This window comes from Bacillus sp. 2205SS5-2, assembly GCF_037024155.1.
Classification (GTDB): Bacteria; Bacillota; Bacilli; order Bacillales; family Bacillaceae_K; genus Bacillus_CI.
The window spans coordinates 1-23,676 of the sequence record NZ_JAYKTS010000046.1; the positions used below are offsets into that span (position 1 = coordinate 1).

A 23,676-nucleotide genomic window follows, 5' to 3' on the forward strand; every position below is an offset into this window, starting at 1 on the left:
GCTATTCAAAATCAAGTATTTATCGCATTGATTGTTTTTTGCCTACATGTACTCGTACAAATTGAAACTGGAAGTAAGCGAAAAACCTTACAGATTAGCCGTTATCTAAAGGCTGCATTCTGGAAATCAGCACATATTTGGATTCGGAAGATTGAAGGAAAAGCGATTCCTTAAAACCAAATTGTTGTCGTCACTTGAGTCTAATTGTAAATAATTAACAAATGAACAGAGCCACCTCTAGTTGGGTATTTCCTTTTTTGGCTCTAAACAGAAAAAATGATAAAACTGAAAATTCAAACATTATTTATGCAACACTAGTGATGTAATTTAGCAAAAAAAATTTAGAGGAGTGGAGATATAACAATAAAAAACGCACTGCGAATTTCATTGTGAAATCCAGTTCGTTTTGTTTTGATATTTATTTGTTGCACCTTTGAAGTAACCCCGTTCTAAATTTAGGACGGGGTTAAAATTTAGTTGGTTAATTTTTGATGTAAGATACTCCACTTCACCTAAAAATATGACAAAACTGTCGTTTAAATCTATGAGTTACTTCACAATTGCGCCCGTTAGCTGGAGATTTGATTTCGAGATAACTTGTATTATGTAAATGGTCTAAATCCACGGTTTGTTATCGTACAACAATTCATATAGCGTCGTATTTTATAAAATGAAAAACATTATCACATTAATAGAAAGAATAGTTAAAATTAAACCCAGAATAAATTTTTTACCAGTAAATTTCATACTTCCGTTTTGTACTCCCCTAAAAAGTAAAATTGATATTAGTAATAATGGAAGCGGAAGTTTTCAACGACAAGGGATTTAATGAAGAAATGAAGAATAATATTAGAAAGAAAATAGCGACGTTAAAAGAAGAAGAAAAACCAATCAAGAAATATAGGTTCACCGCCGTTGTAAGCTTTATGGTCCTCTTTTGTGTGTTCGTACTCCTGCTCAATTTTGGATTATCGCAAATTGGGATCATTGGTGAGGGAAGGATCACTGGCATTACTGAAGTTCAACAAGTCGAATTAATGGAAGCGATAGAAAACGAGCCATTCCAAGCAAAGCTTCCTACATTTCTTCCTTTTGAACAGGAGATGGCCACATTTACGCCTGCTCCAACGGAAAATCAACGTGAAAGTTTCCAATCTTTCCAATTTTATGGAGTCAATGGTGAATTTATCGATATGAAAGCTTTTAAGGGTGGTTGGGTTAGAGGGGAGGTGAAAACAGAAGAAATCAAAATAGGGGACTTCACTGGTTATTACTTGGTGAATGAACAAGGAGCCAAAATTATCTTTTGGGAAGTTGGAAACGTGGATTATGATTTAGCAACTAAGGATGATGAAATATCGAAGGATGATTTAATCAGAGTAGCCAAATCTTTTAAATAGAGATGGAGGAATAAATATGGTGTGGATTTTAGGCTTTTTCTTACTTACATCTATTATTAGTGTTATTTTGAGAAGGGTATTGAGCCGGAATAAATTTGAGTCAACTAACGAAAGGGAAAGACAAATCCAAGAAGAAGATCGAATTAAATCAAATAGCTGGTTTGGCGGAGGAGGATTTTAGAAGAGAGGGGTTAAGGGTTAGGTTTTATCACTAAACTCTTTTCCTAAATCTTGTTGTTCTGATACAGAGAATAATCAATCTGTAAATTTTTTATGTGATTCCCTACTTTTTGTCTAGAAAAGAATTCTTCGTTTGGAAAAGAGCACGAAGTCCTACGAGTAAAGGAATTCACTCCTATTCTAAAAGCCACAATCTTTGCGAGTATAGCCGATCACTATTAGGGAACTTTTCTATTCGGGAAGTTCTTTTTTCAATCGAAAGGAAGTAGATGTAAATATTTACATGGTGGTTGTGTTGAGTTTTAGACTATTTTTTCGTGCTAAAAGTATTTTTCGCTTTCAAATTTGGCACTGTTAACAAATAGGCTTGAAAAAATAAGTTATTCAACAAATAGTCTGTTTATTGGAATAAGGGCTGGTAGAAACAAAGTGATTTTGACTAATTGGTATAAATGTATAGGCTATAACATGAAATGTAGATGACCCTTGAAAAGGAGAGGTGAGCTCTATTGTTAAATAATCATCCTCCTCAAGTAAATCTCTTATCGGAGTATTACTAATGCTTATATTTTTCTATCAAGTTGTTCTTATCAAGAATTCATATAGTGAATCTCATTATACTGAAAGGTTAGTAGAGGATGTTTACATTAATTGAGCGATCTTGTAATAATAGGAAAGATCAGAATAATTGAAAAACTGTGACATTTCCTTTAATTAGTTAGTAATACTTGCTATTATTTAATGTAGAGATGTAAAGAAAGGGGAATTTATATTACACATGTAGAATACCTTGATAGGATTATTTAATTGGATAAAGACACAATGCGGTCCTGAATCCTAAGGGTGCGTTTTTTTGTCTATCTGAAATCATTCAAGGGATACATGATGTGGACAATAAAATTCCCATTGTCAAACAGATATCCTTGTATATCTGTTTTTATTTATGGGTAAAAATACATCTCTATTGACACAATCACAGCGTCCCTAAATTGGGGGAATTTTAATGAAAAGTAAGAACGAAAACGAAGAAATGCTAACAGGAGGGAATGTTTCAAGCGTATATCGTTTTGGAGATACTGTTCGACGAGAATTAAAGCCAGACAGTACCAAAATCCACAAATTATTAGAACATTTAGAAAGCAAAGATTTCAGATATGCACCAAAGTTTTTAGGTATTGATGAAAAAAATAGAGAGAAATTATCATTTATTCAAGGAGAAGCTGGTAATTATCCTTTAAAAAAATATATGTGGTCTAATGAGGTATTAAAAGAAATAGCGAAGATGCTCCGTCTTTACCATGAAGCTGTAAGTGACTTTCCCTTATCAGATGATTGGAAACCCATGGATAATACTCCAAATAAAATAGAAGTTGTATGCCACAATGATTTTGCGATATACAATATTATTTTTAATCATGAAAGACCAGTGGGGATCATTGATTTTGATATTGCTGGTCCTGGTCCTAGGCTTTGGGACATAGCCTATGCTCTTTACACTTGTGTCCCGTTAAGTAGGGTTTATCATACTGAAAAAGGAGAGGTAGTTTATTATAATTCATTACAGCATGCCGACCGTATAAAACAAAGAGTTAAATTGTTTTTTGAATCTTACGGTGAGGGGAGGGAAAAAGATTATTTAAAGATGGTATTGCTCCGATTAGAAGGTTTATGTAAATACATGAAAAGAAAAGCAAGTGAAGGTGACATTGCTTTTCAAAAGATGATAGATGAAGGGCACCATGAACATTATCAAAAAGATATTAAATTTATCCGTGAACATGGGAATGAGTGGATTTAAGGGTAAGTTTTGTTGGGGGACGGAGGAGCAGAGTTTTCTATTACTGTTCCCTTACCCTTTTACGTAGTAAACTTTAATCCACACCTGGAAACCCAGGATTCTCTAGCCCCCTTTTTGAAAGACCTTCAAAGAATTAATCTCTCCCTGAGAAAGGCCACCAACATGAATTGAGTCTGACCTAATCAATTACTTGTGTGGAAAAAGCAGAAGTCCTACGACTATTTAGAAAAGCTCCCCCCTTAAGAGAAGGTTCTGAAAGAGGAATTGTGTTCAAATTATTGAGATAAAAATCTAGTCCAAATATAAAACAGCAAAGAGGACGTTATTATTGATCTGTTCAAAAAAAGCAATAGTAGCGCCTTTTTCTCCTGAGGTTGGTACAAGGTCCCTGATGTCACTTTCTTAAAAAATCAGAGAAATAATAAAAGTGGCCACGATTCTAGTGAAATAAATGCAAGTAGGCTTGTAACGTTTGAGTGTGAAATTCGTCTAAATAGTAGGCTGTTTTCGAAAAAAATATTGCCCTTCGTATCAGATTACTTCCAGTGATATAGCAATGTTTCAGGCATCAATTCGTCTGTTTTTGATAAGAATCAACAGTGACATGGAGGAATTGGTCAAAAATCAGGTGAAATAGCTACAATGTATACGAAAAGAGCCAAATAGAAAAAAAGGGTGGTCATTGTATGAGATTGAAAAGAAGGTTTGTTTGGGCCTGGATGATTTTGATGGTCTTCTTGTTTGCAGCGTGCTCCTCGAGTAATGAAAATGCAGAATCGTCTAAGGATAAGAGCTCTGCTGATATGAAGGTTGAATCGAATGAAGACGGGGAAACGAGTGAGGAGGTCGCACTAAGCAACAGTAGTCAGCAAGAAGGAGAAAGTGTCGAAGAAATCGCGACGGCACAGACGACACGAAAAATAATTTATCAGTCTTTTCTTTCGATACGTGTAAAGGATTTTGAAAAATCTCAAACGTTTTTTACTAACGAAGCGACAAAAATGGGAGGGTATTTAGTCCAATCGAATGTATATCAAGCGGACCAACGTACAAAGGGTGGAGAATTAGAGTTTAGAATCCCGTCTGAAAATTTTCAAAGTTTTATCAATCTGACTTCTGAAGAGGCAGTGGAAGTAGAAGATAAGCAAATTTCTGGGCAAGATGTTACTGAGGAGTACGTAGATTTAGAATCACGATTGAAAGCAAAACGAGTTGTGGAGGAACGCTTGCTTACCTTTATGAAGGAAGCGGAAAAAACGGAGGACCTTCTCAAAATCTCGAATGATCTCTCTAAAGTACAAGAGGAAATCGAGCAGGTGGTTGGTCGACTTCGCTTTCTTGAAAATCAAACGTCTTTTGCAACTGTCAGAATCTCCATGAATGAAACGAAAGTCATTGTGGAAAAAGCTAATACAGAAAATCTACAAACAGGTAAAAAAATTGCGAATCAATGGAATCAAAGCATCAATGGTCTTATTTCCTTCTTCTCTGCTCTTGCCGTTTTCTTTATCGGAAACCTCCCGACCTTCATCGTCATCGGATTCGTTTTAGCTCCAATTGTATACATCCTCGTTCGAATGAGAAAACGCCAAAATGAAACGAATATCAATAGTTGAACTGGTAAAAAGCATTGAGATCAACTCAATGCTTTTGTCGTTCCTGATCATGCCTATCACCTTTTGTATCGATAAACAGAAAAATCGTATTTCAATGTGAATAGAAAAAGGACTATTTATTTCGTTGAGTATTCTATACAATTAATGGAATGTCGTTCTTAAAAGGAAGCGAGATTTTTTGTTCTGTAATCACAGTCGAATGATGTCGAGACTAGCCCCTCAAATGAACAAATTTATGCTATAATAAGAGTTCGAATATGAGAGAATGTACGGAAGGATTTGAAGGATGATGGCCAATTACACGCCTATGATACAACAATATTTACAAGTAAAGGCAGAGTATCAGGATGCCTTTTTGTTTTTCCGTTTAGGAGATTTTTATGAAATGTTTTTTGATGATGCGATCTCTGCGTCTCAAGAACTTGAGATTACGTTAACGAGTCGAGACGGCGGGTCAGAAGATCGTATTCCGATGTGCGGGGTTCCCCACCATGCGGCTCCTAATTATATAGAACAATTGATTAGCAAGGGCTATAAAGTAGCTATTTGTGAACAAACGGAGGATCCGAAACACGCTAAAGGGGTCGTCAGAAGAGAAGTAGTCCAACTGATTACACCTGGCACCGTGATGGAAGGCAAAGGATTATCTGATAAAGAAAATAACTATATCGCTTCTATTTCTAATTTTGAAGACGATAGTTTTGGACTTATTTACACGGATTTATCGACCGGAGAGAGTCGTGTGACCACTTTATCTTCTGTAAGCGATGAATTGATCAATGAACTGAATACCATCGGTGCAAAAGAAGTTGTTTGTGATGGAAATCTTGCAATAGAATGGCAGCAAACACTAAAAGAAAGACTTTCTATCACCTTATCTTTTGAAGCAGATACCCAAATGAAAGAAAGAGATACACCTTTTTTTCAACAACTATCTCAAGAAAAGCAAATTATCACCTCGGCACGATTATTAAATTACTTGCATCGTACGCAAAAGCGCAGTTTAGATCATTTACAGCCTGTTAATGTGTATAGGGTATCCCAATTTTTAAAAATGGATTTCTATTCAAAACGTAATCTAGAGTTAACGGAGACGATTCGTTCGAAAGGGAAAAAAGGATCGCTTCTCTGGTTGCTTGATGAAACCATGACAGCGATGGGTGGAAGACTGTTAAAACAGTGGATTGATCGTCCACTCGTTGCCCAAGCTGATATTGAAAAACGATTGAACTTAGTCGATATGTTTATTCAGCGCTTTTTTGAGCGGGAAGAATTACGAGATTTGTTAACAGAAGTGTATGATTTAGAACGCTTAGCTGGTCGAGTGGCCTTTGGGAATGTCAATGCACGAGATCTAGTTCAGCTAAAAAAATCACTTCAACAAATTCCAGGTATCGCTCAGCTTCTTCAGCAGCTAGGAGAAGAAGATACGAATGATTTATCGGCAAAACTTGATCCATGCGAAGAGTTAACCGATCTTCTTGAACAAAGCATTGTCGACAATCCACCACTTTCTTTGAAGGATGGCAATATGATTCGGGACGGATATAACGAAGAACTAGATCAATACCGCGATGCGAGTTCAAATGGAAAAACGTGGATTGCTCAATTACAAGCAAGCGAACGAGAACGAACGGGGATTAAGTCACTAAAGATCGGCTATAATCGCGTGTTTGGATACTATATTGAAGTGACAAAAGCCAATATTCCGTTACTTGAAGAGGGACGATATGAACGTAAGCAAACGTTAACGAATGCAGAACGATACATTACGCCTGAACTGAAAGAAAAAGAAGCGTTAATTTTACAAGCTGAAGAAAAAAGTGGCGAACTTGAATATGAGTTGTTTACAGAAATACGTGAAATCGTCAAAGAGTATATCCCTCGTCTTCAGAAAGTGGCCAAAACAGTTAGTGAGATTGATGTATTGCAATGTTTTGCTGTTGTAAGTGAAAAGCGTCAATATGTAAAACCTAAATTTAATTCAGAGCGTCGAGTCGTTATAGAAGGCGGTCGTCATCCGGTAGTTGAAAAGGTAATGAAAGCGCAAGAATACGTACCAAATGATTGTGATATGAATCCTGAACGTGAGCTTCTGTTGATTACAGGACCGAATATGTCCGGAAAAAGCACCTATATGCGACAAGTCGCACTAACGTCCATTTTGGCGCAGATTGGCTGCTATGTTCCTGCATCAAGTGCTTCTTTACCCATCTTCGATCAAATTTTCACTCGAATTGGAGCTGCAGATGATTTAATATCTGGCCAAAGTACCTTTATGGTGGAAATGCTGGAAGCGAAAAATGCCGTTAGTCATGCAACCGAAAATTCTTTGATCCTATTTGATGAAATTGGGCGTGGAACCTCTACGTACGACGGAATGGCCCTTGCTCAAGCGATCATTGAGTATATTCATCAAAATATCGGGTGTAAAACGTTATTTTCAACGCATTATCATGAATTAACGGTTTTAGAAGAAGAGTTGCACTCGTTGAAGAATGTCCATGTTAGTGCGATGGAGCATAATGGGAAACTAGTTTTTCTTCATAAAATCAAAGACGGTGCGGCAGATAAGAGTTACGGAATTCATGTCGCTGAATTAGCCGAGCTTCCTGCTTCGTTAATTCAACGGGCAAAAGAATTGTTAGAGCAGTTTGAGGAAAAGGAAGAAATCGTCGTAACACCGACCAAACGGATTGACAAAGTCGAAGAGCCGCTTTCTCAGCTCTCGTTTTTTGATCGTGATATCGAAGAAGAACCGAAAGCAAAGAAGCCCACAAAAAAAGAATTTACTATTATGACCGAAATCAAAGAATTAGACATTCTAGAGATGACACCGCTACAAGCGATGAACACGCTTTATGATCTTCAAAAGAAAATAAAAAAAGCCTAAATTGGAGGTGTAGCGAATGGGGAAAATTGTTCAATTAGATGATATATTGTCCAATAAAATTGCCGCTGGGGAAGTAGTCGAGCGTCCGGCTTCGGTCGTGAAAGAGCTCGTAGAAAATAGTATTGACGCTAATTCGACCAAAATTGAGATTTTTGTTGAGGAAGCAGGACTTAATGTGATTCGGATCGTCGATAATGGAGACGGTATTGAAGAGGAAGATGTCCTCACTGCGTTTCAACGGCATGCGACGAGTAAAATTAAGGATGAAAATGATTTATTCCGAATTCGCACACTCGGTTTTCGCGGAGAGGCTTTGCCGAGTATTGCCTCTGTCAGTATGCTTGAATTAGCGACTTCCACCGGTGAAGGGCCAGGGACGACAATCAAATTAGCGGGTGGAAAGTTGACAATGCATGAAAAGAGTTCAAGTCGAAAAGGGACGGATATTACCATTTCAGGTCTATTTTATAATACTCCTGCTCGCCTCAAATATATGAAGACGATTCATACTGAACTTGGCAATATCACGGACGTCGTGAACCGATTGGCGCTTTCTCATCCAGAGGTGGCCATTATCCTTCGGCATAATGAACGGTTATTGCTGCAATCGAATGGTAATGGTGATGTCCGTCAAGTGCTTGCGGCTATTTATGGGATGAATATTGCGAAGAAAATGAGTCCAATCGAGGCCAATTCCTTGGATTTTCAGGTTAAAGGATTTGTGTCGCTTCCAGAGATTACTCGAGCTTCGCGGAATTATTTGTCGACGATGATAAATGGGCGTTTTATTAAAAATTACTCATTAGCGAAAGCCATTAGTGAAGGCTATCATACTTTGCTGCCGATTGGCCGGTATCCGATTGCCTTATTATCCATTCAAATGGACCCTTTACTGGTCGACGTGAATGTTCACCCTTCTAAAATGGAAGTCCGTTTAAGCAAAGAACAGGAATTAAATGCCTTAGTAACAGATGCCATAAAGAAAGCCTTTAAAACGATGGAATTAATTCCTTCGGGCTATGTTCCGAAAGTGGAAAAGCCAAAAAGTGAACAAGAAACACTTGAACTGGATCATCTTAATACAGAAGAAACAGCGAAAAAGCGGTCTTTTCCTTCTAGCTATCAAAAAGAACAGTTATTGCCAAAAGAAGAAATGAAAAAGATTTACGAATATGAACCACTGAAAAACGATCCTTTTACCGTCACTGAAAAAGAACAGGTAGAGGAGGATTTCTTCTTTCAAGGATCTTCTCAGGAGGACGGTGAGGAATTGGATTTGGAGGATCCAAAAGAGTCAGCGCCAGAAGGAACACCAGCTTCTCGCGTTCCTCCGCTGTATCCGATTGGTCAAATGCATGGAACGTATATTTTAGCACAAAATGAAAAAGGCTTGTATTTGATTGATCAACATGCAGCACAAGAGCGAATTAAATATGAGTTTTTTAGAGAAAAAGTCGGGGAAGTCGCAAATGAACTACAAGAATTACTTGTTCCTTATACTTTTGAATACTCCTCTGATGAAAGCATAAAAATTCAAGAGCATTTAGAAGAATTAAAAAAGGTGGGTGTCTTTTTAGAGCCGTTTGGGATGAATGCCTTCATCGTTCAATCCCATCCACAATGGCTACCAAAAGGGGATGAGGAACAGCTGATTCAAGAGATGATTCAGCAGCTTCTCTCGATGAAGTCGGTCAATATTAAGAAACTGCGAGAAGAAGCGGCAATTTTGATGAGTTGTAAAGGATCTATTAAAGCCAATCACCATCTACGTAATGATGAGATTCAGGCGTTATTAGATACCTTACGTGAAAGCAGTGATCCCTTTACTTGTCCCCATGGTCGACCGATTATCGTTCATTATTCCACGTATGAAATGGAGAAAATGTTTAAACGTGTGATGTAAATAGTTTTAAAAAAGCCTACGCAGTCTTGTTCTACAGACAGCGTAGGCTTTTTACTATTAATTCTCAAAAAGTAAAGTTGGCAATAAGCCTTATGAAGTTAATAAAATCGATAAGCTAGCTGCCTATTCCTAGTGATTACAAGGAGAATGAATACGAGTTCTCCTACTTCAACGGTGCTTTCTTACCGAAAACTCGAAAAGAAGGCGATAAATCTATCATTATAGTCATTTATTCATAGCTGTGAAAGCAACATTCATTGCGAGATATCCATACCGAGTGCGCTCGATGAAAAAATAACAATTAGAGCAGACTATGATACATTGTCTTTAAAATTGATTTTTTTATCTCAAACTCGCGTGATCTTTAATTGAGGTAGAGACCCCAATTGGATATGCTTACAATCTAGTAATCATTTAATAAATAATTAAATTCACTACCTTCAAGAATGTCGATCCCATTAAGTTTTGTCCACTCTTCACTGGATACGCCTGAATGATTCTCCAAATAACTTTGCATAAGCTGATAGCCTATTTTGTAGTTTGACCACAGGGGAAGACTTTTGGATGCATTACCATTAAAAAACTCATAGTAAATCGTTGAATCAAACGAATGTGCATTTTTTTGTAATTCATGCAAATCAGTTGCTTGCGAATCTCCTGAAAGGGGTTCTATCCAAGGTGCATTTTTTTCAGGATAAATTATTTTAGCGAATGAATCCGCTTTTCCTTCAAAAACAACTGAATCCAATAATGTAACTCTAGTCATATCGTTGTTCTTAATATTTACTTTATGATGATACTCATGTGCTACAGCATATTCTAAAGCGTTTTCTGAGAAAGATGGATCGATTTGAAGCAATATAGCATTTTCACTTAAAGCCACTCCGGATATCCCTTCCATTTTTTGAATAGGGAAAGTGTTTTCTGGATTTAGGGGCATAATGAAAATCGTGACATCTTCTCCTGAAAGAAGTTCGGCTGATGATAGTAGTGAATTTTTGATGAGTTCATTGATTTGCTTTTGTTGTTGAAGTAGTTCAACTGTGTTTTTCTCAAGCATTTGAGCATTGGATGTTGGTGAAAAGAATGGAAAATTTTCCTGACCTATGTTAACATTTTTTTCTGATGCCTTTGCTTGAAAGGCCTCAACAACCGATTCCAAGTAGATCGCTCTTTGGTCACTTGACTGAGAGTCTTGAACAAGTTTGGTGTAGTTTAGTACCTCTTCATATAGAGGGATGATTTCAAAATTCTGCGTTTGGTAGGAAAAAGTAACAGAAGCTTGCGAGGGAAATGAATCCTTTTTACCTTCGATGGCTTCGCTATCATTGAAGCGACTTGCTAGTAATAGGATGCATGCACTAACTACACTTATTTATGAATCTCCTCATTTTATCACGTCTCCTCATTTTTCAAGAATAAGAACTTCTGAATAATTAATATGAAATAGAATACGATTTAACGAACGAAAAGTTTCAGAAATTATTTATGCTCTTCTTGTAAACTACGGGGCTATTAACAAATGAAAATGAATAAATTCAATCGTGTTTTTCTTTCACTTTGATCAATCATGATATGAAAAGGTTTCCGGTACGTGTCTTAGTTATGAATTTAGATAAAGCTATAATCTTTGCTAAAACCGTCATAAGAAAAGGCTCTTTTCGCAAAGATTATGGCTTTTCGAATAAGAAGGAATCCCTTGACTTGTATGACTTCGTGCTCTTTTCCTCATGAAAAATTCTTCATTTCTAGATAAAAATGAAGAAATCAATCGAAAAAACCCTACTGCCTGTTTTTTCTTTGTGTCAAGAGCAACTATGTATACGAAAAGAGCCTAATAAAAAAACACAGAAGTTTTCAAAGAGAAAGCCCTGTGTTTTTTGTTGTTAGTTGCAACTTATCAACGAGAGGGTATAAAAAAGCTTCTCGGAAGAAGGGGCTTTTCCGGAAGGATCCTACTAAAACCGTTCTATTTTTTCAGCTTCCCCTTGAGGCGGGTTGCTTTCTTTAAGCACATCTCCATCAAAGTAAACCCGAACTTTTTCGCCGACGGAAATATCAGCAAAAAATTCTGCATTGGCATCGACTATGATTATATTTCCCTTTGATGCCTCTTGTTCAATAAAAGAATCAATTTCTTCAGGGGTTTCATTGATTAATAAACTCTTCATCAAGGTAAATTGAATGTCCTCTTGTCCTACTGCTTTTTTTACAATGGTTCCTTCTTCGTAATATCGGCTGGACTCTAGTGAGTTCACATAAGAATTAAACCAATAAATGGAACCCGCGGGCACAGCTAAACTTAAAATCACAACACTTAGAATCATTATTTTAGCTTTCATCATTTCGTCTCCTCGTATCATTCTCACACTAGTGTATCACGAAAAGGGTGATGAAAAACGTATAATATGCATGGATGTTTAAGGATTATCCTAAATAATAATTCTCAAATTTTAGGTAAAATCCTTACTAAACGGCTGTTTTCGCAAAGCTTGTTGCTTTTCGTATCAGTCTATAATCTATGATATAGCTTAGTTTCGGGGGGGCATCTCGTCTGTTTTTGATGGGAATCAACAGTGAAATAATCAGATGAATTAGCCACAACCTCTACGAAAAGAGTTTACTAAGTAGGATAAAATAATGGCATCTAGCCTTTTTCTGAAAGGGAATATATAGTAATGGTAATCAACATAAGAGAGGAATATCGATTGATTCATAGCTTGGTTTCAATGAAGAGAAAGGAAGGTGTGAAGGTGAATGAATCAATATTTCGTCGCATACAAGCTTTTTAAGTAGGTTATCTGCTCATTGCTGCCTATTTATTGTTTCTTAGTATTCTGAGTGTATGGCTTATTCCCTCGATATAATTATTATTCACAGTATCATTGATCAAGGCACAGCTGTCGGGATTTTTTTAGTGGTGACTTTACCAATTTCGTTTATTTTAAAATTTTCGCTTCAATTATGGGCAAGCAATCCTTTGGCAAAATGAAAATGGGAATCCAAGTAGTGAATAATAAAGGAGAAGGTTGTCTTTTCTTCATACCTTCTCGCGTAAGTTGCTGAAATTTTCATCCTGGGAGCTCTCGCATTTTCTCGTCTAACCGAATAGTTTTGCTGAAAATGATTCATGGCCTGTCCTGCATTATGTTTTAGGATTGGTCGTTTATTTACTAATATTTTCGTAATTTGTCACGGCTGTATTCACTAAGAAGAAACAATCTTATTATGATATCTTCCTCAAAACCCAAGTAGTGACGCATCCTTCTAAATCAAAAGGTTAACCCGCAGTAACTTCATTCGGTGAAAAAAGAAGAGAAAGGAGAATGATGATGTACTCATTTGAAAAGGTCGCGTTTATTACAGATATTCATGGAAATGCCCCTGCATTAATAGCTGCGTTAAGGGAAATTGATCAAAGTGGAGTAGAGGTGATTCTTTGTGGGGGTGACCTAATCGGTATTGGTCCGGACTCGAAAAAAGTTTTGAGTATTCTTTCAGAAAGACCAGATGTATTAGTAGTATCAGGGAATCATGATGAAGCTATTGTCGCGCTTTTAGAAGGGGGAAGTCACCCGAAAAGCCATGCTCATGCCCTTGTTCATCACCAGTGGATAGCTGAGAATATCCATCCTTCTTATTTGACCTATTTGAAAAATTTGCCTCGTCAAATCAGGTTTACAATAGGAGGAAAATCCACATTACTGACACATTATGGCTATAATTTTTCGAAAATGAACGCACCAGTTTCTGCGGATCCACTCGCTAATATTCTCCATCCAACATTGGAAAACATGGAAATATTGTTTCAACACAACGAGGAAGAAATTATTCTATTTGGTCATCACCATCCGCAACATCTTTTTGAAGGAGGATCAATGTTCATTAATCCCGGCTCGTTAGGATGCCATAATAAATCAACCGCACGTTATGCTATTATTGAGAAGAAACATCAACATATTTATGTAAATATGAAAGCAATTTGGTACGACCGTAGTGAATTTTTGAAATCATATCATTCTTTAGTAGTCCCGCAAAGTGATGTTATTTTACCCATATTTCATGGGGTAGACATGAATTGAAAGGAGAATGAAAAATATCTTCGGAAAATAAAATTCAGATAACTTGATGTAAAAGAACGACATCTTAATGCTTAGACCGAAAAAGAAAACAATGTGTGTTGTGGACAGATTCTCTTCGTCAGTTTGTAGGGATAAAACCAGTAGATGGATACGAGGTTGAATAAAATGTAGAAGGGATTTTTAGAGTAAGGTGGGCTGATTGGAAAAGATGGAATTTTACTCAGATGCCCATCCAATCAAGAAGGAAAGCCAAGAAAGGCCTTTCCTGGCAAAATCTCATTGTTTTGTTACTGACTGGCACTTTTTTTAAAACGAAACAATGCTTTTAATTTATCAAACCATAAAACTTGTTTTCTCTCTTTTTTAACTTTGGCATTAATTGTTCTGTTGATAGCGAAATGAACTGTTTCCTCAATGATCGCTAAGAGAAGGAAAGGGGAAAGAACTAGTAGGATCCATTGCCACATTATGATCATCCTTTCTAAGTATGACTATCTCAATTTTACCAAATAATTCAAATAATTCAATTGAAATGTATGTAAGGAAATTACTGACTCCTTATTTAGGAGTCAGTAATTTTGGTTAGGTTTCAAGAACTTGTGGTTGCTCTTCTTCACCGTTCATTAGTTGGGTAAGGCTCGGTTGGATTTTCAGCACAATATAATTAGGATCATCCACTCCTGAAAACCAAGCTCGAAACTCTTCTCGCCAGAATTTTTCTTTCAGTTCATATGATGTAGAAATAACCGCTTTACCTTCTATTTCTACGTATGAGTCATCATAGCCATTTCCCTCATAACCTAGCAAAATATGAACAAATGGATTCTTTTCGATTTCTTCAACCTTGTGTGTGTTTAGACTTGTCGGCGAATATATGGTTAGGTCTTCATGAAAAAAGGTCATATATCGAGAGTAGGGTTTTTGATTTTTTACCGTGGCTAATGTCCCGATTTGTTGATCTTGTATCACTTTTAAAATCTTTTCTTTCAATTGCGTCTGTTTCAAATTCCCCTCTCCTTTCATTCCTATAATTAAGTTTTACCCCATTTCGAAAGGGAATAAAACATGAATTGAAGGAGAAGGTTGGGTCTGTATAATATAAAAATTCAAGGATGTTTTCAGAGTTGAATGAATTTTGGTAAAATAAGAAGGTGTAGGGGGAGAGAATCATGCTGAGTGAACAAAGAATTGCCCAAATAGAAGAGTTGCAGAAGTTATGTGAAAAAGAAGAAGACATCTCTTTGAAGTTAAACTGGGATATTTTGAAAAATCGAAGAACAGAAGAGAAGCGAGATTTTTTTCATGAGCAAGATGGAATACTGGTTGGATTTCTAGCCTTATATTGGTTTGGAACAAAAGTAGAATTATGTGGAATGGTTCATCCTGAGTATCGAAGACAGGGGATCTTTACAAACCTCCTCAAGGAGGCGATGTCTTTATGTGATAAAGACAACAGAGTGAGCTTATTATTTAATGCGCCTGCGGCCTCACAATCGGCGAAGTGTTTTCTTTTACATAAACCTTTTTCCTATCGATTTTCGGAGTATCAAATGAAATGGATAGGAAGTGAAATGGAGAAATGTGATGATGTTCTTCTGAAACGGGCCACAGAAGAAGACGCTTCTCTTGAAATCCAACTGGATGTTTCTTGCTTTGGTTTCACGGAAGCAGATGCGATAGCCTTTCATCAACGAATGAAAGAAGAAGAAACCGATCGCTTTATGATTGAGGTGGAGGGGGAAACCGTTGGGAAGATTCGAATCGATCATACAGAAGGGGAAGCTTGGATCTATGGCTTTTCCATTTTTCCTCGCTATCAAGGTAAAGGAATCGGAAGGAAGACGTTGAAAAAGGTGATTTCATCGGAACAGGAAAAAGGGTATCCAGTCTTTCTAGAAGTGGAAGCGAGTAATAAACACGCACTCAGGCTATACACTGATTGTGGTTTTTCCTCCTTTAGTGTACAAGATTATTATGAAAGAGGGCTGAGCAAATGAAGGAAGAAACTCTTTTTTTAGCTGAAAGATATTTACTAGGAACGGGAAGAGAACTAGAAAAAGCGATGTTAGCGTATGAATTCTATGAAGGTTCTTTAGAAACTGTCCTAAATGAGCTAAAGCGGTATCAGAATGATGACGGAGGCTTTGGGCATGCTCTCGAACCTGATGTGCGCTTAGAGTTATCCTCTGTCATTTCGTCAACGGTCGCTTTGCAAATTTTAACACGTTATCAAGTGAGTAGTGAACATTCTATCGTAAGGAAAGTGATACATTTCTTATTGAATGTATTTCAGGAAAATAATATGGGGTGGGAAATCGTACCTCAAGCTGTGGAAGATTATCCAGCCGCACCTTGGTGGAAATACGCAGGGGTTCAAGCTAATTGGGGGAATCCAAATGCAGAAATTCTCGGCTATTTAATTCAATATGAGGATCTCGTTCCACCTTCCCTAATCACTAATTTAACCCAGCAGGCGATAAGTTATATTAATAACTTAGAAACGTACGAATTTCATGAACTCCTCTGTTTTTTACGGTTAAAAAAACATTTGTCGGATTCTAACTCTGCAAAAATGGAAGATAAATTACTTCATATGATAAAACAATGTGTAATAACGGATGAAGCAAAGTGGACAGAATATGGATTGCAGCCTATTGATGTGGTCTCAAGTCCTGAGTCTCCATATTACGAATTATTGAACGAAACATGGGAAAAGAATCTTCAGTTTCGTATTTCTCAACAAGACGAACTTGGGTCATGGAATCCTTCTTGGTCTTGGTTTGGGGAGTTTGAGAACATATGGCCACTAGCTGAAAAAGAGTGGAGAAGTGTGTTAACGTTTAACATGATTCGATTATTGAAAAATTTAGAGAGAAAATAATATTTAAGAATGAACATGTAGTTCAATTCAAGAGGAAAACGTTTATTCCTCTTGAATTGAACGCTATTAGTTTTGATAAGCCTGTTTTTGCAGCAGTCTATTTTCCGTTAAAAGAATAGGTTTCTTGGCATCTTTTCGTCTGTTTTTGAAAAAAATCAGCAGTGAAATGGAGGAATAAATCAAAATGTAGATGAAATTTCAACAAAGTATCCGAACAAAGCCTTTTATGAAGGCTTTGTTCGGATACTTTGTTGCTCTAGCCAATAAAAACGGATTTTTTATATTTGGTTAAAAATGAGGTGGAAAGATTCCCGTAGCTGTTCATAATCAGGAATTTGGATCAAGGGAAAATGCAACTATCTTTACAGAACATCCTAAATAAACTAGGAATCCCTCGTACCGAGGACTATTCTCCAATCACAGCTGAGCCTAATAGATAAATGGAAATCTAGTAGCTTATCTGGCTTATGCAAAAGAACATGTCCTCATTAGTACCTACAGAAAACAGCGAATCCCTTCGAATTTTGTAGAGGATTCTTTTTATTACGATTTAAACAAGGAAAATGAGCGAGTATATAGAAGTGTTTACAGACAACATAGCACTAGTAGAAGCGGGTGAAGGTATTGAAGAGAAGAATATGGATGGTGATTTTAGTCTTAATTATATTAAATATGTTTCTAGTTCCGCAAAAAAGTTTGGCTTGTACATGTGGGAATCCAGCAACTGTACCTACGTCTCTTGAAACAAGTGTAGCTGTTTTCTCAGGAGAAGTTAGTGATGTAAAACAAAGTTCTTTTTTTAAGAAATCAATCGTTACCTTTACAGTGACCCAGGCTTGGAAAGGGGTCGATACCAAGTCTATTCAAATTAAAACTGAGTCTCAATCTTCAGAATGTGGATTTACATTTCTTGAAGGCATCGAATATTTGGTATATGCCAAGGGTAAGGATGATAACTCATTAGAAACGAGTGCTTGTGATCGAACGAAGTGGATCGCAGCGGCACAAGAGGATTTAGATATTCTTGGCGAAGGAAAACTAGTTTTCAAGGATGATTCAACGATAGCTACTAAATATCGAGGACTTTTGACTCTACTGTTTGGGATTCCATCATTCATCATCTTTTTTGTTCTATTGTCATATTTGCGTCGTCACGGAAGTCTTTAGAGGAGGTAAAGGATGGACAAGATATTTTCAGAGAAGTTAGCTCTTCTATATTTGTGGATTGAAAAACAAGACGGCTTTCAATCATTGCCTTGGGACACCACTTTTAATTACCCATTTCACCAACACTTTGCAGATGAAAGTGTGGAAAATAAATCGGGAGCGTTGCTTGCGTTCTGGGGTTTGTTGGAACACTGGAAGCAAACGGGGAAATGCCCATTTACGGGGAATAAGAAAAAGCACTCTTTTTATTCTTATTTGGATGAATTGGATTTTCACTATCTAGCGTTACAGAAGGCATATCCTCATTTAATAAAAGCGATCGAAGGTTCTATATCCGAACTCAACAGCCGAAATTCGTTTGAATATTTCTTCCCTTCAATTGAGAAAGACTGGCACCATCAGATGAGAGATCGTTTTTTAATTGGAAAAACAGCTGAAACAAGTGAATTCATCCGATTTCAAGCATTTTTGGAAGCAGGAATCATCCTGATCTAGAACAGTATTCACAATCTTATGAATGTGACAAAAATGTATCAGACCTTAGTATGTAAGCGTTTTCAATAGACTTTTCACAATTTGTTCAATATTTCACAATCTGAATTCACAATCTCCATGCTACAATGTAACCATGAACAGCAAAGGAGTGAAGGACATGATTTTATGTGAATGGAAAGATTTTAATACTGACGCTGAAAATTACACTCTTGAGAGTTTTGAAAACACCATTGAAGATGAGTTTGAAGCTATGATGATTGAAGAGGGTAAGGACATTCCTTCCTACATTTGGACAGTCAATTATGTTGTCGTCATCAAAAGAAGCGCTAGAATGTACAACGACATTTCATTTGTAAAGATTCAACGAAACCCAGTATGTGAATAACAAAAAAATTTAATTCTATTTGTGAAAAACTTCACAATTTTTAGGAGGAAGAATCATGGTAGTCCAAGAAAAGGTAATGAATCAACAAAAAACTGTTTCTGAAACCATTGATACACTAGCTTCAAAAGGATTAAAAGCATTAAAAGAATTTAAGGAACTTGATCAAGAACAAGTGAATACGATTGTGAAACAAATGGCACTAGCTGGTTTAGATGGTCATATGAGATTAGCAAAAATGGCCATTGATGAAACGAAGCGTGGTGTTTATGAAGATAAAATCACCAAAAACATCTTCTCAACGGAATATATTTATCACAATATTAAGTACGATAAAACCGTGGGTATTGTAGCTGAGAATGTACATGAAGGTGTCGTAGAAATCGCAGAACCTGTAGGTGTAATTGCTGGGGTAACACCGGTAACAAATCCAACTTCAACTACAATGTTTAAAGCGATCATTTCAATTAAAACAGGTAACCCAATCATTTTTGCTTTCCATCCATCAGCACAAAAATGTAGCTCAGAAGCAGCTAGAATTCTACGTGATGCAGCGGTTGCAGCAGGTGCTCCGAAAGATTGTATCCAATGGATTGATACACCATCACTAGAAGCAACTCAAGCCTTAATGAATCATGAAGATATCTCTCTTATCTTAGCAACAGGTGGTGCGGGTATGGTGAAATCTGCCTATAGCTCAGGGAAACCAGCACTTGGAGTTGGACCTGGTAACGTCCCATGCTATATAGAGAAAACAGCCAGCGTCAAGCGTGCTGTCAATGATTTGATTCTTTCTAAAACATTCGATAATGGCATGATTTGTGCATCTGAGCAAGCGGTTATTATTGATAAAGAAGTATACGAAGAAGTCAAAAAAGAACTAGTAGATAATAACTGTCATTTCTTAACAGAAGAAGAAAAGAAAAAAGTTGAAAAATTAGTAATTAATGAGCAATCTTGTGCAGTCAATGCCAATATTGTCGGAAAACCAGCCTTTGAAATTGCCAAAATGGCAGGGGTAACGGTTCCAGAACATACAAAAATACTAATCGCTGTAACAAAGAGCGTTGGGCCCGAAGAACCACTATCTCGTGAAAAACTTAGTCCGGTTCTTGCTTGCTATCGAGTAAGAAGCACAGAAGAGGGAATCACTCGTGCAGAAGAAATGCTTGCATTCGGAGGTACAGGTCACTCAGCGGTTATTCATTCAGAGGACGTGGATGTACAACATGCATTTGGTCGTAGAATGAGAGCAGGTCGTATTATCGTAAATGCACCATCTTCTCAAGGAGCTATAGGAGATATCTACAATGCGTATATGCCTTCTTTAACCCTTGGTTGTGGTACTTATGGTGGAAACTCAGTTTCTACAAACGTAGGGGCAACTCATTTAGTGAATATTAAAAAAATGGCGAAGAGAGCAAATAATATGCAGTGGTTTAAAGTTCCACCAAAAATCTATTTCGAAAAAAATTCAACTCAATATTTAGCTAAAATGCCGGATATTACCAGAGCGGTGATTGTAACAGATCCTGGTATGGTGGATCTTGGCTATGTGGATCGTGTTCTTTACTACTTACGTAAACGTCCGGATTATGTACATTGCGAGATTTTCTCTGAAGTTGAACCAGATCCTTCTATCGAAACAGTGATGAAGGGCGCAGAAATGATGAAAAAATTCCAACCGGATGTAGTCATTGCTTTAGGTGGAGGTTCGGCCATGGATGCAGCTAAAGGAATGTGGTTATTCTACGAACATCCAGAAACATCTTTTGATGGTTTACGTCAAAAATTCTTAGATATTCGTAAGCGTGTTTTCAAATATCCAAGACTTGGTGATAAAGCGAAATTTGTAGCAATCCCAACAACTTCTGGTACGGGTTCTGAAGTCACTTCTTTCGCTGTTATTACAGACAAAGAAAAAGGAATGAAAATTCCATTAGCAGATTATGAATTAACACCAGATGTAGCGATTATTGATCCACAATATGTTATGACTGTGCCAAAGCATGTTACTGCGGATACCGGAATGGACGTATTAACACATGCGTTTGAAGCCTATGTTTCAAATATGGCAAATGATTACACAGATGGACTAGCAATGAAAGCCATTCAACTTGTATTTGAATACCTACCAAGAGCGTATCGTAATGGTAGCGATGAGGTTGCGCGTGAGAAAATGCATAATGCATCAACAATCGCTGGAATGGCCTTTGCTAATGCTTTCCTAGGAATAAACCATAGCTTGGCGCATAAGTTAGGTGCTGAATTCCATATTGCACACGGAAGAAGCAACACCATCTTAATGCCTCATGTAATCCGCTATAATGCCGAAAAGCCGAAAAAATTCACGGCGTTTCCAAAATATGAACACTTCAAAGCAGATGTTCGTTATGCGGAAATTGCTAGAATGTTAGGCTTACCAGCTCGCACAACAGAAGAAGGAGTCGAAAGCCTGATTAAAGCGGTTATTGACTTATCAAAAGAATTGAACATTCCAATGAGCATCGAAGCAAACGGTGTAACAAAAGAAGATTTTGAAAATGTAGTTGATGTATTAGCTGACCGTGCATTTGAAGACCAATGTACAACTGCCAATCCAAAACTACCATTAGTTACAGAACTTGCTGAGATCTACCGTGCCGCTTTTAAAGGGGTATAATCCTTTATAGATAAAAAAGCATGACAATCCTAACGATTGTCATGCTTTTTCTTTAGTGCAGAAGGGATGTAGTATATGAATTTCTCTTAAATAGACTGGAGCAATTACTGGTCCTGTTATCATAGCTTAACTACTTCACCCGTCATAGGATTAACATAATATAAGAAAACCTCACTGCTTTCATTTACCCAAAAAGCATAATATAGAATTTGAGATCCCTCTCTATTGATTCCACTGTATGTATTAGATTGAACGATTTCCATTTCTGTTTCTTCTAAGTGCAATTCTAGCTTGTCAATTGCTTCTTCATAGGTGAGATTAGGCCAAGAGAAATATATTTGTAGTGGCGCAAGCGAATAGAAGAATAGAATGAACAGTAAGTTAGCAAGTTTTCCATTCAAGCGAATTTTTTTAATTTGAATCATATTCACAACATATGGCTGTAGAATGAAAAGAAGATAGGGATAGAAAAATCCAATGATATTGAAATAATATCTTTCGTTAATATAGGAAAAAAGAATAAATTCAAAAATACTAAAAATAGTTGCGCTATAAAGTAGAATTTTTTGTGATTTCATAGTTAACATCCTTAATTGATTTATATTCGGCTGTTTTAAAAATAAATTTTGCTTTTCGCTACAGTAGCGATATCTCTAAAAACTAAATATAGGGCTTTATTAATTAACTCAACTTTCGCACATAAAAAATAATGCATAACATAACTAGCTGTAAGGTTAGTTATAGTTCATAAATGTTCATTGACAATGAAAAATAGACATAAAAAAGCACCTCAACATTTGGTATAGTGTAATTGTCTAGAAAACACTACCAATACAGAAGAGGTGCTCCCTATATGATAGCGAATAATGACCAAAATAAGCAACTACCAAATGAATTAAAATCGATATTTAAAGAATTAAAAGTATTACAACACTTAAGGAAAGCCGGTATTTCAAAGTCTTTTGGCTTTTCTTGCGCCTACCTATTCCAGTTGATTTTTTGTTTGATTTTCGAAAACAAAAACTGGTACCAAACAGTAGAAAGTAAAAAGGCTGATGATCGCCCAGCCAAGGATGCTGTTTATCGCTTTTTGAACCAATCTACCTTTGCATGGAGAAGATTTTTATTGTTTCTTAGCGCGCACACCATTGGTAAAGTTACAGGGCTTACGAGTCATGATCGCCCGAAAGTATTGATATTAGATGATTCTTCATATGATCGTAGCCGCAGTAAGTCGGTTGAATTACTAGCTCGTTGTTTTGATCACGCATCTCAAAAAATGCGCTTTTATAAAGGTTTTCGTATGCTTACCCTTGGTTGGTCGGATGGCTCCACTTTCATTCCAATAGATTTTTCTTTATTAAGTTCAAAGAAAAGCCAGATTAATGGCATTTCGTCTAAAGTTGATAAACGTAGTTCAGGCTATAAACGAAGAGTAGAAGCACTTCAAACAGCACCAGAACAAATACCAGATATGATTGAACGTGCCATGAAATACGGCATCGATGCATCTTATGTGCTTATGGACTCTTGGTTTACGTATCAGCCACTTGTAAAGAGTATTAAGGACCAAGGACTTGATGTCATTGGTATGGTTAAGAACTTGAAACAACGTTATATCGTAGATGAAAAGCGTGTGAGTTTAAAGGAACTTTACCGTTTAGCCGAGCCGACAGATGGAAAGAAAGGTATACTTCATTCGATCCATACTACACAAGCGAATGGTGTGCCTATTAAAGTTATCTTTGTCAGCAATCGCAATAAAAAGAGTGAATGGCTAGCGCTTTTAAGCACAGATTGTACCCTAAGCGATCAAGAAATCATTCGGATTTATGGGATGCGCTGGGATATTGAAGTGTTTTTTAAGACAACAAAGTCCTTATTAAAACTTCAAAAGGAATTTCAAGGTCGTTCATATGACGGCTTAATTAGCCATACAACCATTGTATTCGCAAGGTATATCGTTCTTTCATGGCAAAACCGGTGCAGCAATGACGAACGTACATTAGGCGGAATGTTTTATGAACTATGTGATGAAATTCATGACCTCGATTGGGCTGTGGCACTACAGCAATTAATCGAGCTTCTTGAATATGCATTGAAAAAGAGCAACAAAAAGGTACAAAAACTAATCAATAGTCAACTACAACAATGGATTGCAGGCTTGCCTAACTACATCAAGGATTACCTGCCTATTTCAGTCTGCGAAAGTTGAGT

General features: G+C 36.9%; 19 protein-coding genes and 1 pseudogene. 15 read left to right on the forward strand and 5 right to left on the reverse strand.

Annotated features, from left to right (window positions below; genetic code table 11):
- The 7 genes and pseudogenes from U8D43_RS19515 to mutL form a co-directional block, all read left to right on the forward strand.
- Window positions 1–174 (forward strand): annotated as a pseudogene (locus U8D43_RS19515) (IS4 family transposase); the annotation flags it as partial.
- Between the two features lie 662 nt (window positions 175–836).
- Window positions 837–1,400, forward strand: a complete 564-nt coding sequence (locus tag U8D43_RS19520) for a DUF4367 domain-containing protein (RefSeq protein ID WP_335872838.1) — start codon at window positions 837–839, stop codon at window positions 1,398–1,400.
- A 16-nt stretch (window positions 1,401–1,416) separates the two neighbouring features.
- Window positions 1,417–1,581 carry a hypothetical protein gene (locus tag U8D43_RS19525; protein ID WP_335872839.1) on the forward strand — a complete coding sequence of 55 codons (165 nt, stop codon included), beginning with the start codon at window positions 1,417–1,419 and terminating at the stop codon, window positions 1,579–1,581.
- Window positions 1,582–2,583: 1,002 nt separating this feature from the next.
- Window positions 2,584–3,378, forward strand: coding sequence for a phosphotransferase (locus U8D43_RS19530; RefSeq protein ID WP_335872840.1), 795 nt, complete (start codon window positions 2,584–2,586; stop codon window positions 3,376–3,378).
- Window positions 3,379–4,064: 686 nt separating this feature from the next.
- On the forward strand, window positions 4,065–4,994 hold the full coding sequence (locus U8D43_RS19535) for a DUF4349 domain-containing protein (protein ID WP_335872841.1): 930 nt from the start codon (window positions 4,065–4,067) through the stop codon (window positions 4,992–4,994).
- A gap of 289 nt (window positions 4,995–5,283) precedes the next feature.
- A complete protein-coding gene (gene mutS, locus U8D43_RS19540; protein ID WP_335872842.1) occupies window positions 5,284–7,887 on the forward strand; it encodes a DNA mismatch repair protein MutS in 2,604 nt (867 codons plus the stop codon).
- A 16-nt stretch (window positions 7,888–7,903) separates the two neighbouring features.
- Window positions 7,904–9,790, forward strand: a complete 1,887-nt coding sequence (gene mutL / locus U8D43_RS19545) for a DNA mismatch repair endonuclease MutL (protein WP_335872843.1) — start codon at window positions 7,904–7,906, stop codon at window positions 9,788–9,790.
- A gap of 403 nt (window positions 9,791–10,193) precedes the next feature.
- Here mutL and U8D43_RS19550 read toward each other — a convergent pair whose 3' ends face one another.
- Together U8D43_RS19550 and U8D43_RS19555 are read right to left on the reverse strand one after the other, a co-directional pair.
- Window positions 10,194–10,952, reverse strand: coding sequence for a DUF2268 domain-containing putative Zn-dependent protease (locus tag U8D43_RS19550; protein ID WP_335872844.1), 759 nt, complete (start codon window positions 10,950–10,952; stop codon window positions 10,194–10,196).
- Between the two features lie 796 nt (window positions 10,953–11,748).
- Complete coding sequence (locus tag U8D43_RS19555; protein WP_335872845.1) at window positions 11,749–12,132, reverse strand: DUF3221 domain-containing protein; 384 nt, start codon at window positions 12,130–12,132, stop codon at window positions 11,749–11,751.
- A gap of 990 nt (window positions 12,133–13,122) precedes the next feature.
- Between U8D43_RS19555 and U8D43_RS19560 the strand changes: the two genes are divergently transcribed.
- Window positions 13,123–13,872: a metallophosphoesterase family protein gene (locus tag U8D43_RS19560; RefSeq protein ID WP_335872846.1), complete on the forward strand. Its 750-nt coding sequence runs from the start codon at window positions 13,123–13,125 to the stop codon at window positions 13,870–13,872.
- A gap of 287 nt (window positions 13,873–14,159) precedes the next feature.
- Here the strand turns inward: U8D43_RS19560 and U8D43_RS19565 are convergent, their stop codons facing one another.
- On the reverse strand, window positions 14,160–14,339 hold the full coding sequence (locus tag U8D43_RS19565; protein ID WP_335872847.1) for a hypothetical protein: 180 nt from the start codon (window positions 14,337–14,339) through the stop codon (window positions 14,160–14,162).
- A 115-nt stretch (window positions 14,340–14,454) separates the two neighbouring features.
- Complete coding sequence (locus U8D43_RS19570) at window positions 14,455–14,877, reverse strand: pyridoxamine 5'-phosphate oxidase family protein (RefSeq protein WP_335872848.1); 423 nt, start codon at window positions 14,875–14,877, stop codon at window positions 14,455–14,457.
- 164 nt (window positions 14,878–15,041) lie between these two features.
- Here U8D43_RS19570 and U8D43_RS19575 point away from each other — a divergent pair, with 164 nt between their 5' ends.
- From U8D43_RS19575 to adhE, 6 genes are all read left to right on the forward strand, one after another.
- Complete coding sequence (locus U8D43_RS19575; protein ID WP_335872849.1) at window positions 15,042–15,869, forward strand: GNAT family N-acetyltransferase; 828 nt, start codon at window positions 15,042–15,044, stop codon at window positions 15,867–15,869.
- Window positions 15,866–16,753 (forward strand): hypothetical protein, encoded by an 888-nt coding sequence (locus tag U8D43_RS19580; protein WP_335872850.1) that lies wholly within the window; start codon window positions 15,866–15,868, stop codon window positions 16,751–16,753. Before U8D43_RS19575 ends, U8D43_RS19580 begins: the two co-directional genes overlap by 4 nt.
- A 624-nt stretch (window positions 16,754–17,377) precedes the next feature.
- A complete protein-coding gene (locus tag U8D43_RS19585) occupies window positions 17,378–17,920 on the forward strand; it encodes a hypothetical protein (protein WP_335872851.1) in 543 nt (180 codons plus the stop codon).
- 12 nt (window positions 17,921–17,932) lie between these two features.
- Window positions 17,933–18,415 (forward strand): hypothetical protein, encoded by a 483-nt coding sequence (locus U8D43_RS19590; protein WP_335872852.1) that lies wholly within the window; start codon window positions 17,933–17,935, stop codon window positions 18,413–18,415.
- A 157-nt stretch (window positions 18,416–18,572) separates the two neighbouring features.
- Window positions 18,573–18,800 (forward strand): hypothetical protein, encoded by a 228-nt coding sequence (locus U8D43_RS19595; protein ID WP_335872853.1) that lies wholly within the window; start codon window positions 18,573–18,575, stop codon window positions 18,798–18,800.
- A 55-nt stretch (window positions 18,801–18,855) separates the two neighbouring features.
- Window positions 18,856–21,459, forward strand: coding sequence for a bifunctional acetaldehyde-CoA/alcohol dehydrogenase (adhE, locus tag U8D43_RS19600; protein WP_335872854.1), 2,604 nt, complete (start codon window positions 18,856–18,858; stop codon window positions 21,457–21,459).
- Window positions 21,460–21,578: 119 nt separating this feature from the next.
- Here adhE and U8D43_RS19605 read toward each other — a convergent pair whose 3' ends face one another.
- Entirely contained in the window at window positions 21,579–22,037 is a 459-nt protein-coding gene (locus tag U8D43_RS19605) for a hypothetical protein (RefSeq protein ID WP_335872855.1), read from the reverse strand.
- 275 nt (window positions 22,038–22,312) lie between these two features.
- Here U8D43_RS19605 and U8D43_RS19610 point away from each other — a divergent pair, with 275 nt between their 5' ends.
- Window positions 22,313–23,674 carry an IS4 family transposase gene (locus U8D43_RS19610; RefSeq protein WP_335872856.1) on the forward strand — a complete coding sequence of 454 codons (1,362 nt, stop codon included), beginning with the start codon at window positions 22,313–22,315 and terminating at the stop codon, window positions 23,672–23,674.
- Window positions 23,675–23,676 lie beyond the last annotated feature (2 nt).

Bases quoted from the DNA above. Each gene is read 5' to 3' on its own strand.
- U8D43_RS19520 (WP_335872838.1), top strand. From the start codon at position 837: ATGAAGAATAATATTAGAAAGAAAATAGCGACGTTAAAAGAAGAAGAA.
- U8D43_RS19525 (WP_335872839.1), top strand. From the start codon at position 1,417: ATGGTGTGGATTTTAGGCTTTTTCTTACTTACATCTATTATTAGTGTT.
- U8D43_RS19530 (WP_335872840.1), top strand. From the start codon at position 2,584: ATGAAAAGTAAGAACGAAAACGAAGAAATGCTAACAGGAGGGAATGTT.
- U8D43_RS19535 (WP_335872841.1), top strand. From the start codon at position 4,065: ATGAGATTGAAAAGAAGGTTTGTTTGGGCCTGGATGATTTTGATGGTC.
- mutS (WP_335872842.1), top strand. From the start codon at position 5,284: ATGGCCAATTACACGCCTATGATACAACAATATTTACAAGTAAAGGCA.
- mutL (WP_335872843.1), top strand. From the start codon at position 7,904: ATGGGGAAAATTGTTCAATTAGATGATATATTGTCCAATAAAATTGCC.
- U8D43_RS19555 (WP_335872845.1), bottom strand. From the start codon at position 12,132: ATGAAAGCTAAAATAATGATTCTAAGTGTTGTGATTTTAAGTTTAGCT.
- U8D43_RS19560 (WP_335872846.1), top strand. From the start codon at position 13,123: ATGTACTCATTTGAAAAGGTCGCGTTTATTACAGATATTCATGGAAAT.
- U8D43_RS19565 (WP_335872847.1), bottom strand. From the start codon at position 14,339: ATGTGGCAATGGATCCTACTAGTTCTTTCCCCTTTCCTTCTCTTAGCG.
- U8D43_RS19575 (WP_335872849.1), top strand. From the start codon at position 15,042: ATGCTGAGTGAACAAAGAATTGCCCAAATAGAAGAGTTGCAGAAGTTA.
- U8D43_RS19580 (WP_335872850.1), top strand. From the start codon at position 15,866: ATGAAGGAAGAAACTCTTTTTTTAGCTGAAAGATATTTACTAGGAACG.
- U8D43_RS19590 (WP_335872852.1), top strand. From the start codon at position 17,933: ATGGACAAGATATTTTCAGAGAAGTTAGCTCTTCTATATTTGTGGATT.
- U8D43_RS19595 (WP_335872853.1), top strand. From the start codon at position 18,573: ATGATTTTATGTGAATGGAAAGATTTTAATACTGACGCTGAAAATTAC.
- adhE (WP_335872854.1), top strand. From the start codon at position 18,856: ATGGTAGTCCAAGAAAAGGTAATGAATCAACAAAAAACTGTTTCTGAA.
- U8D43_RS19605 (WP_335872855.1), bottom strand. From the start codon at position 22,037: ATGAAATCACAAAAAATTCTACTTTATAGCGCAACTATTTTTAGTATT.
- U8D43_RS19610 (WP_335872856.1), top strand. From the start codon at position 22,313: ATGATAGCGAATAATGACCAAAATAAGCAACTACCAAATGAATTAAAA.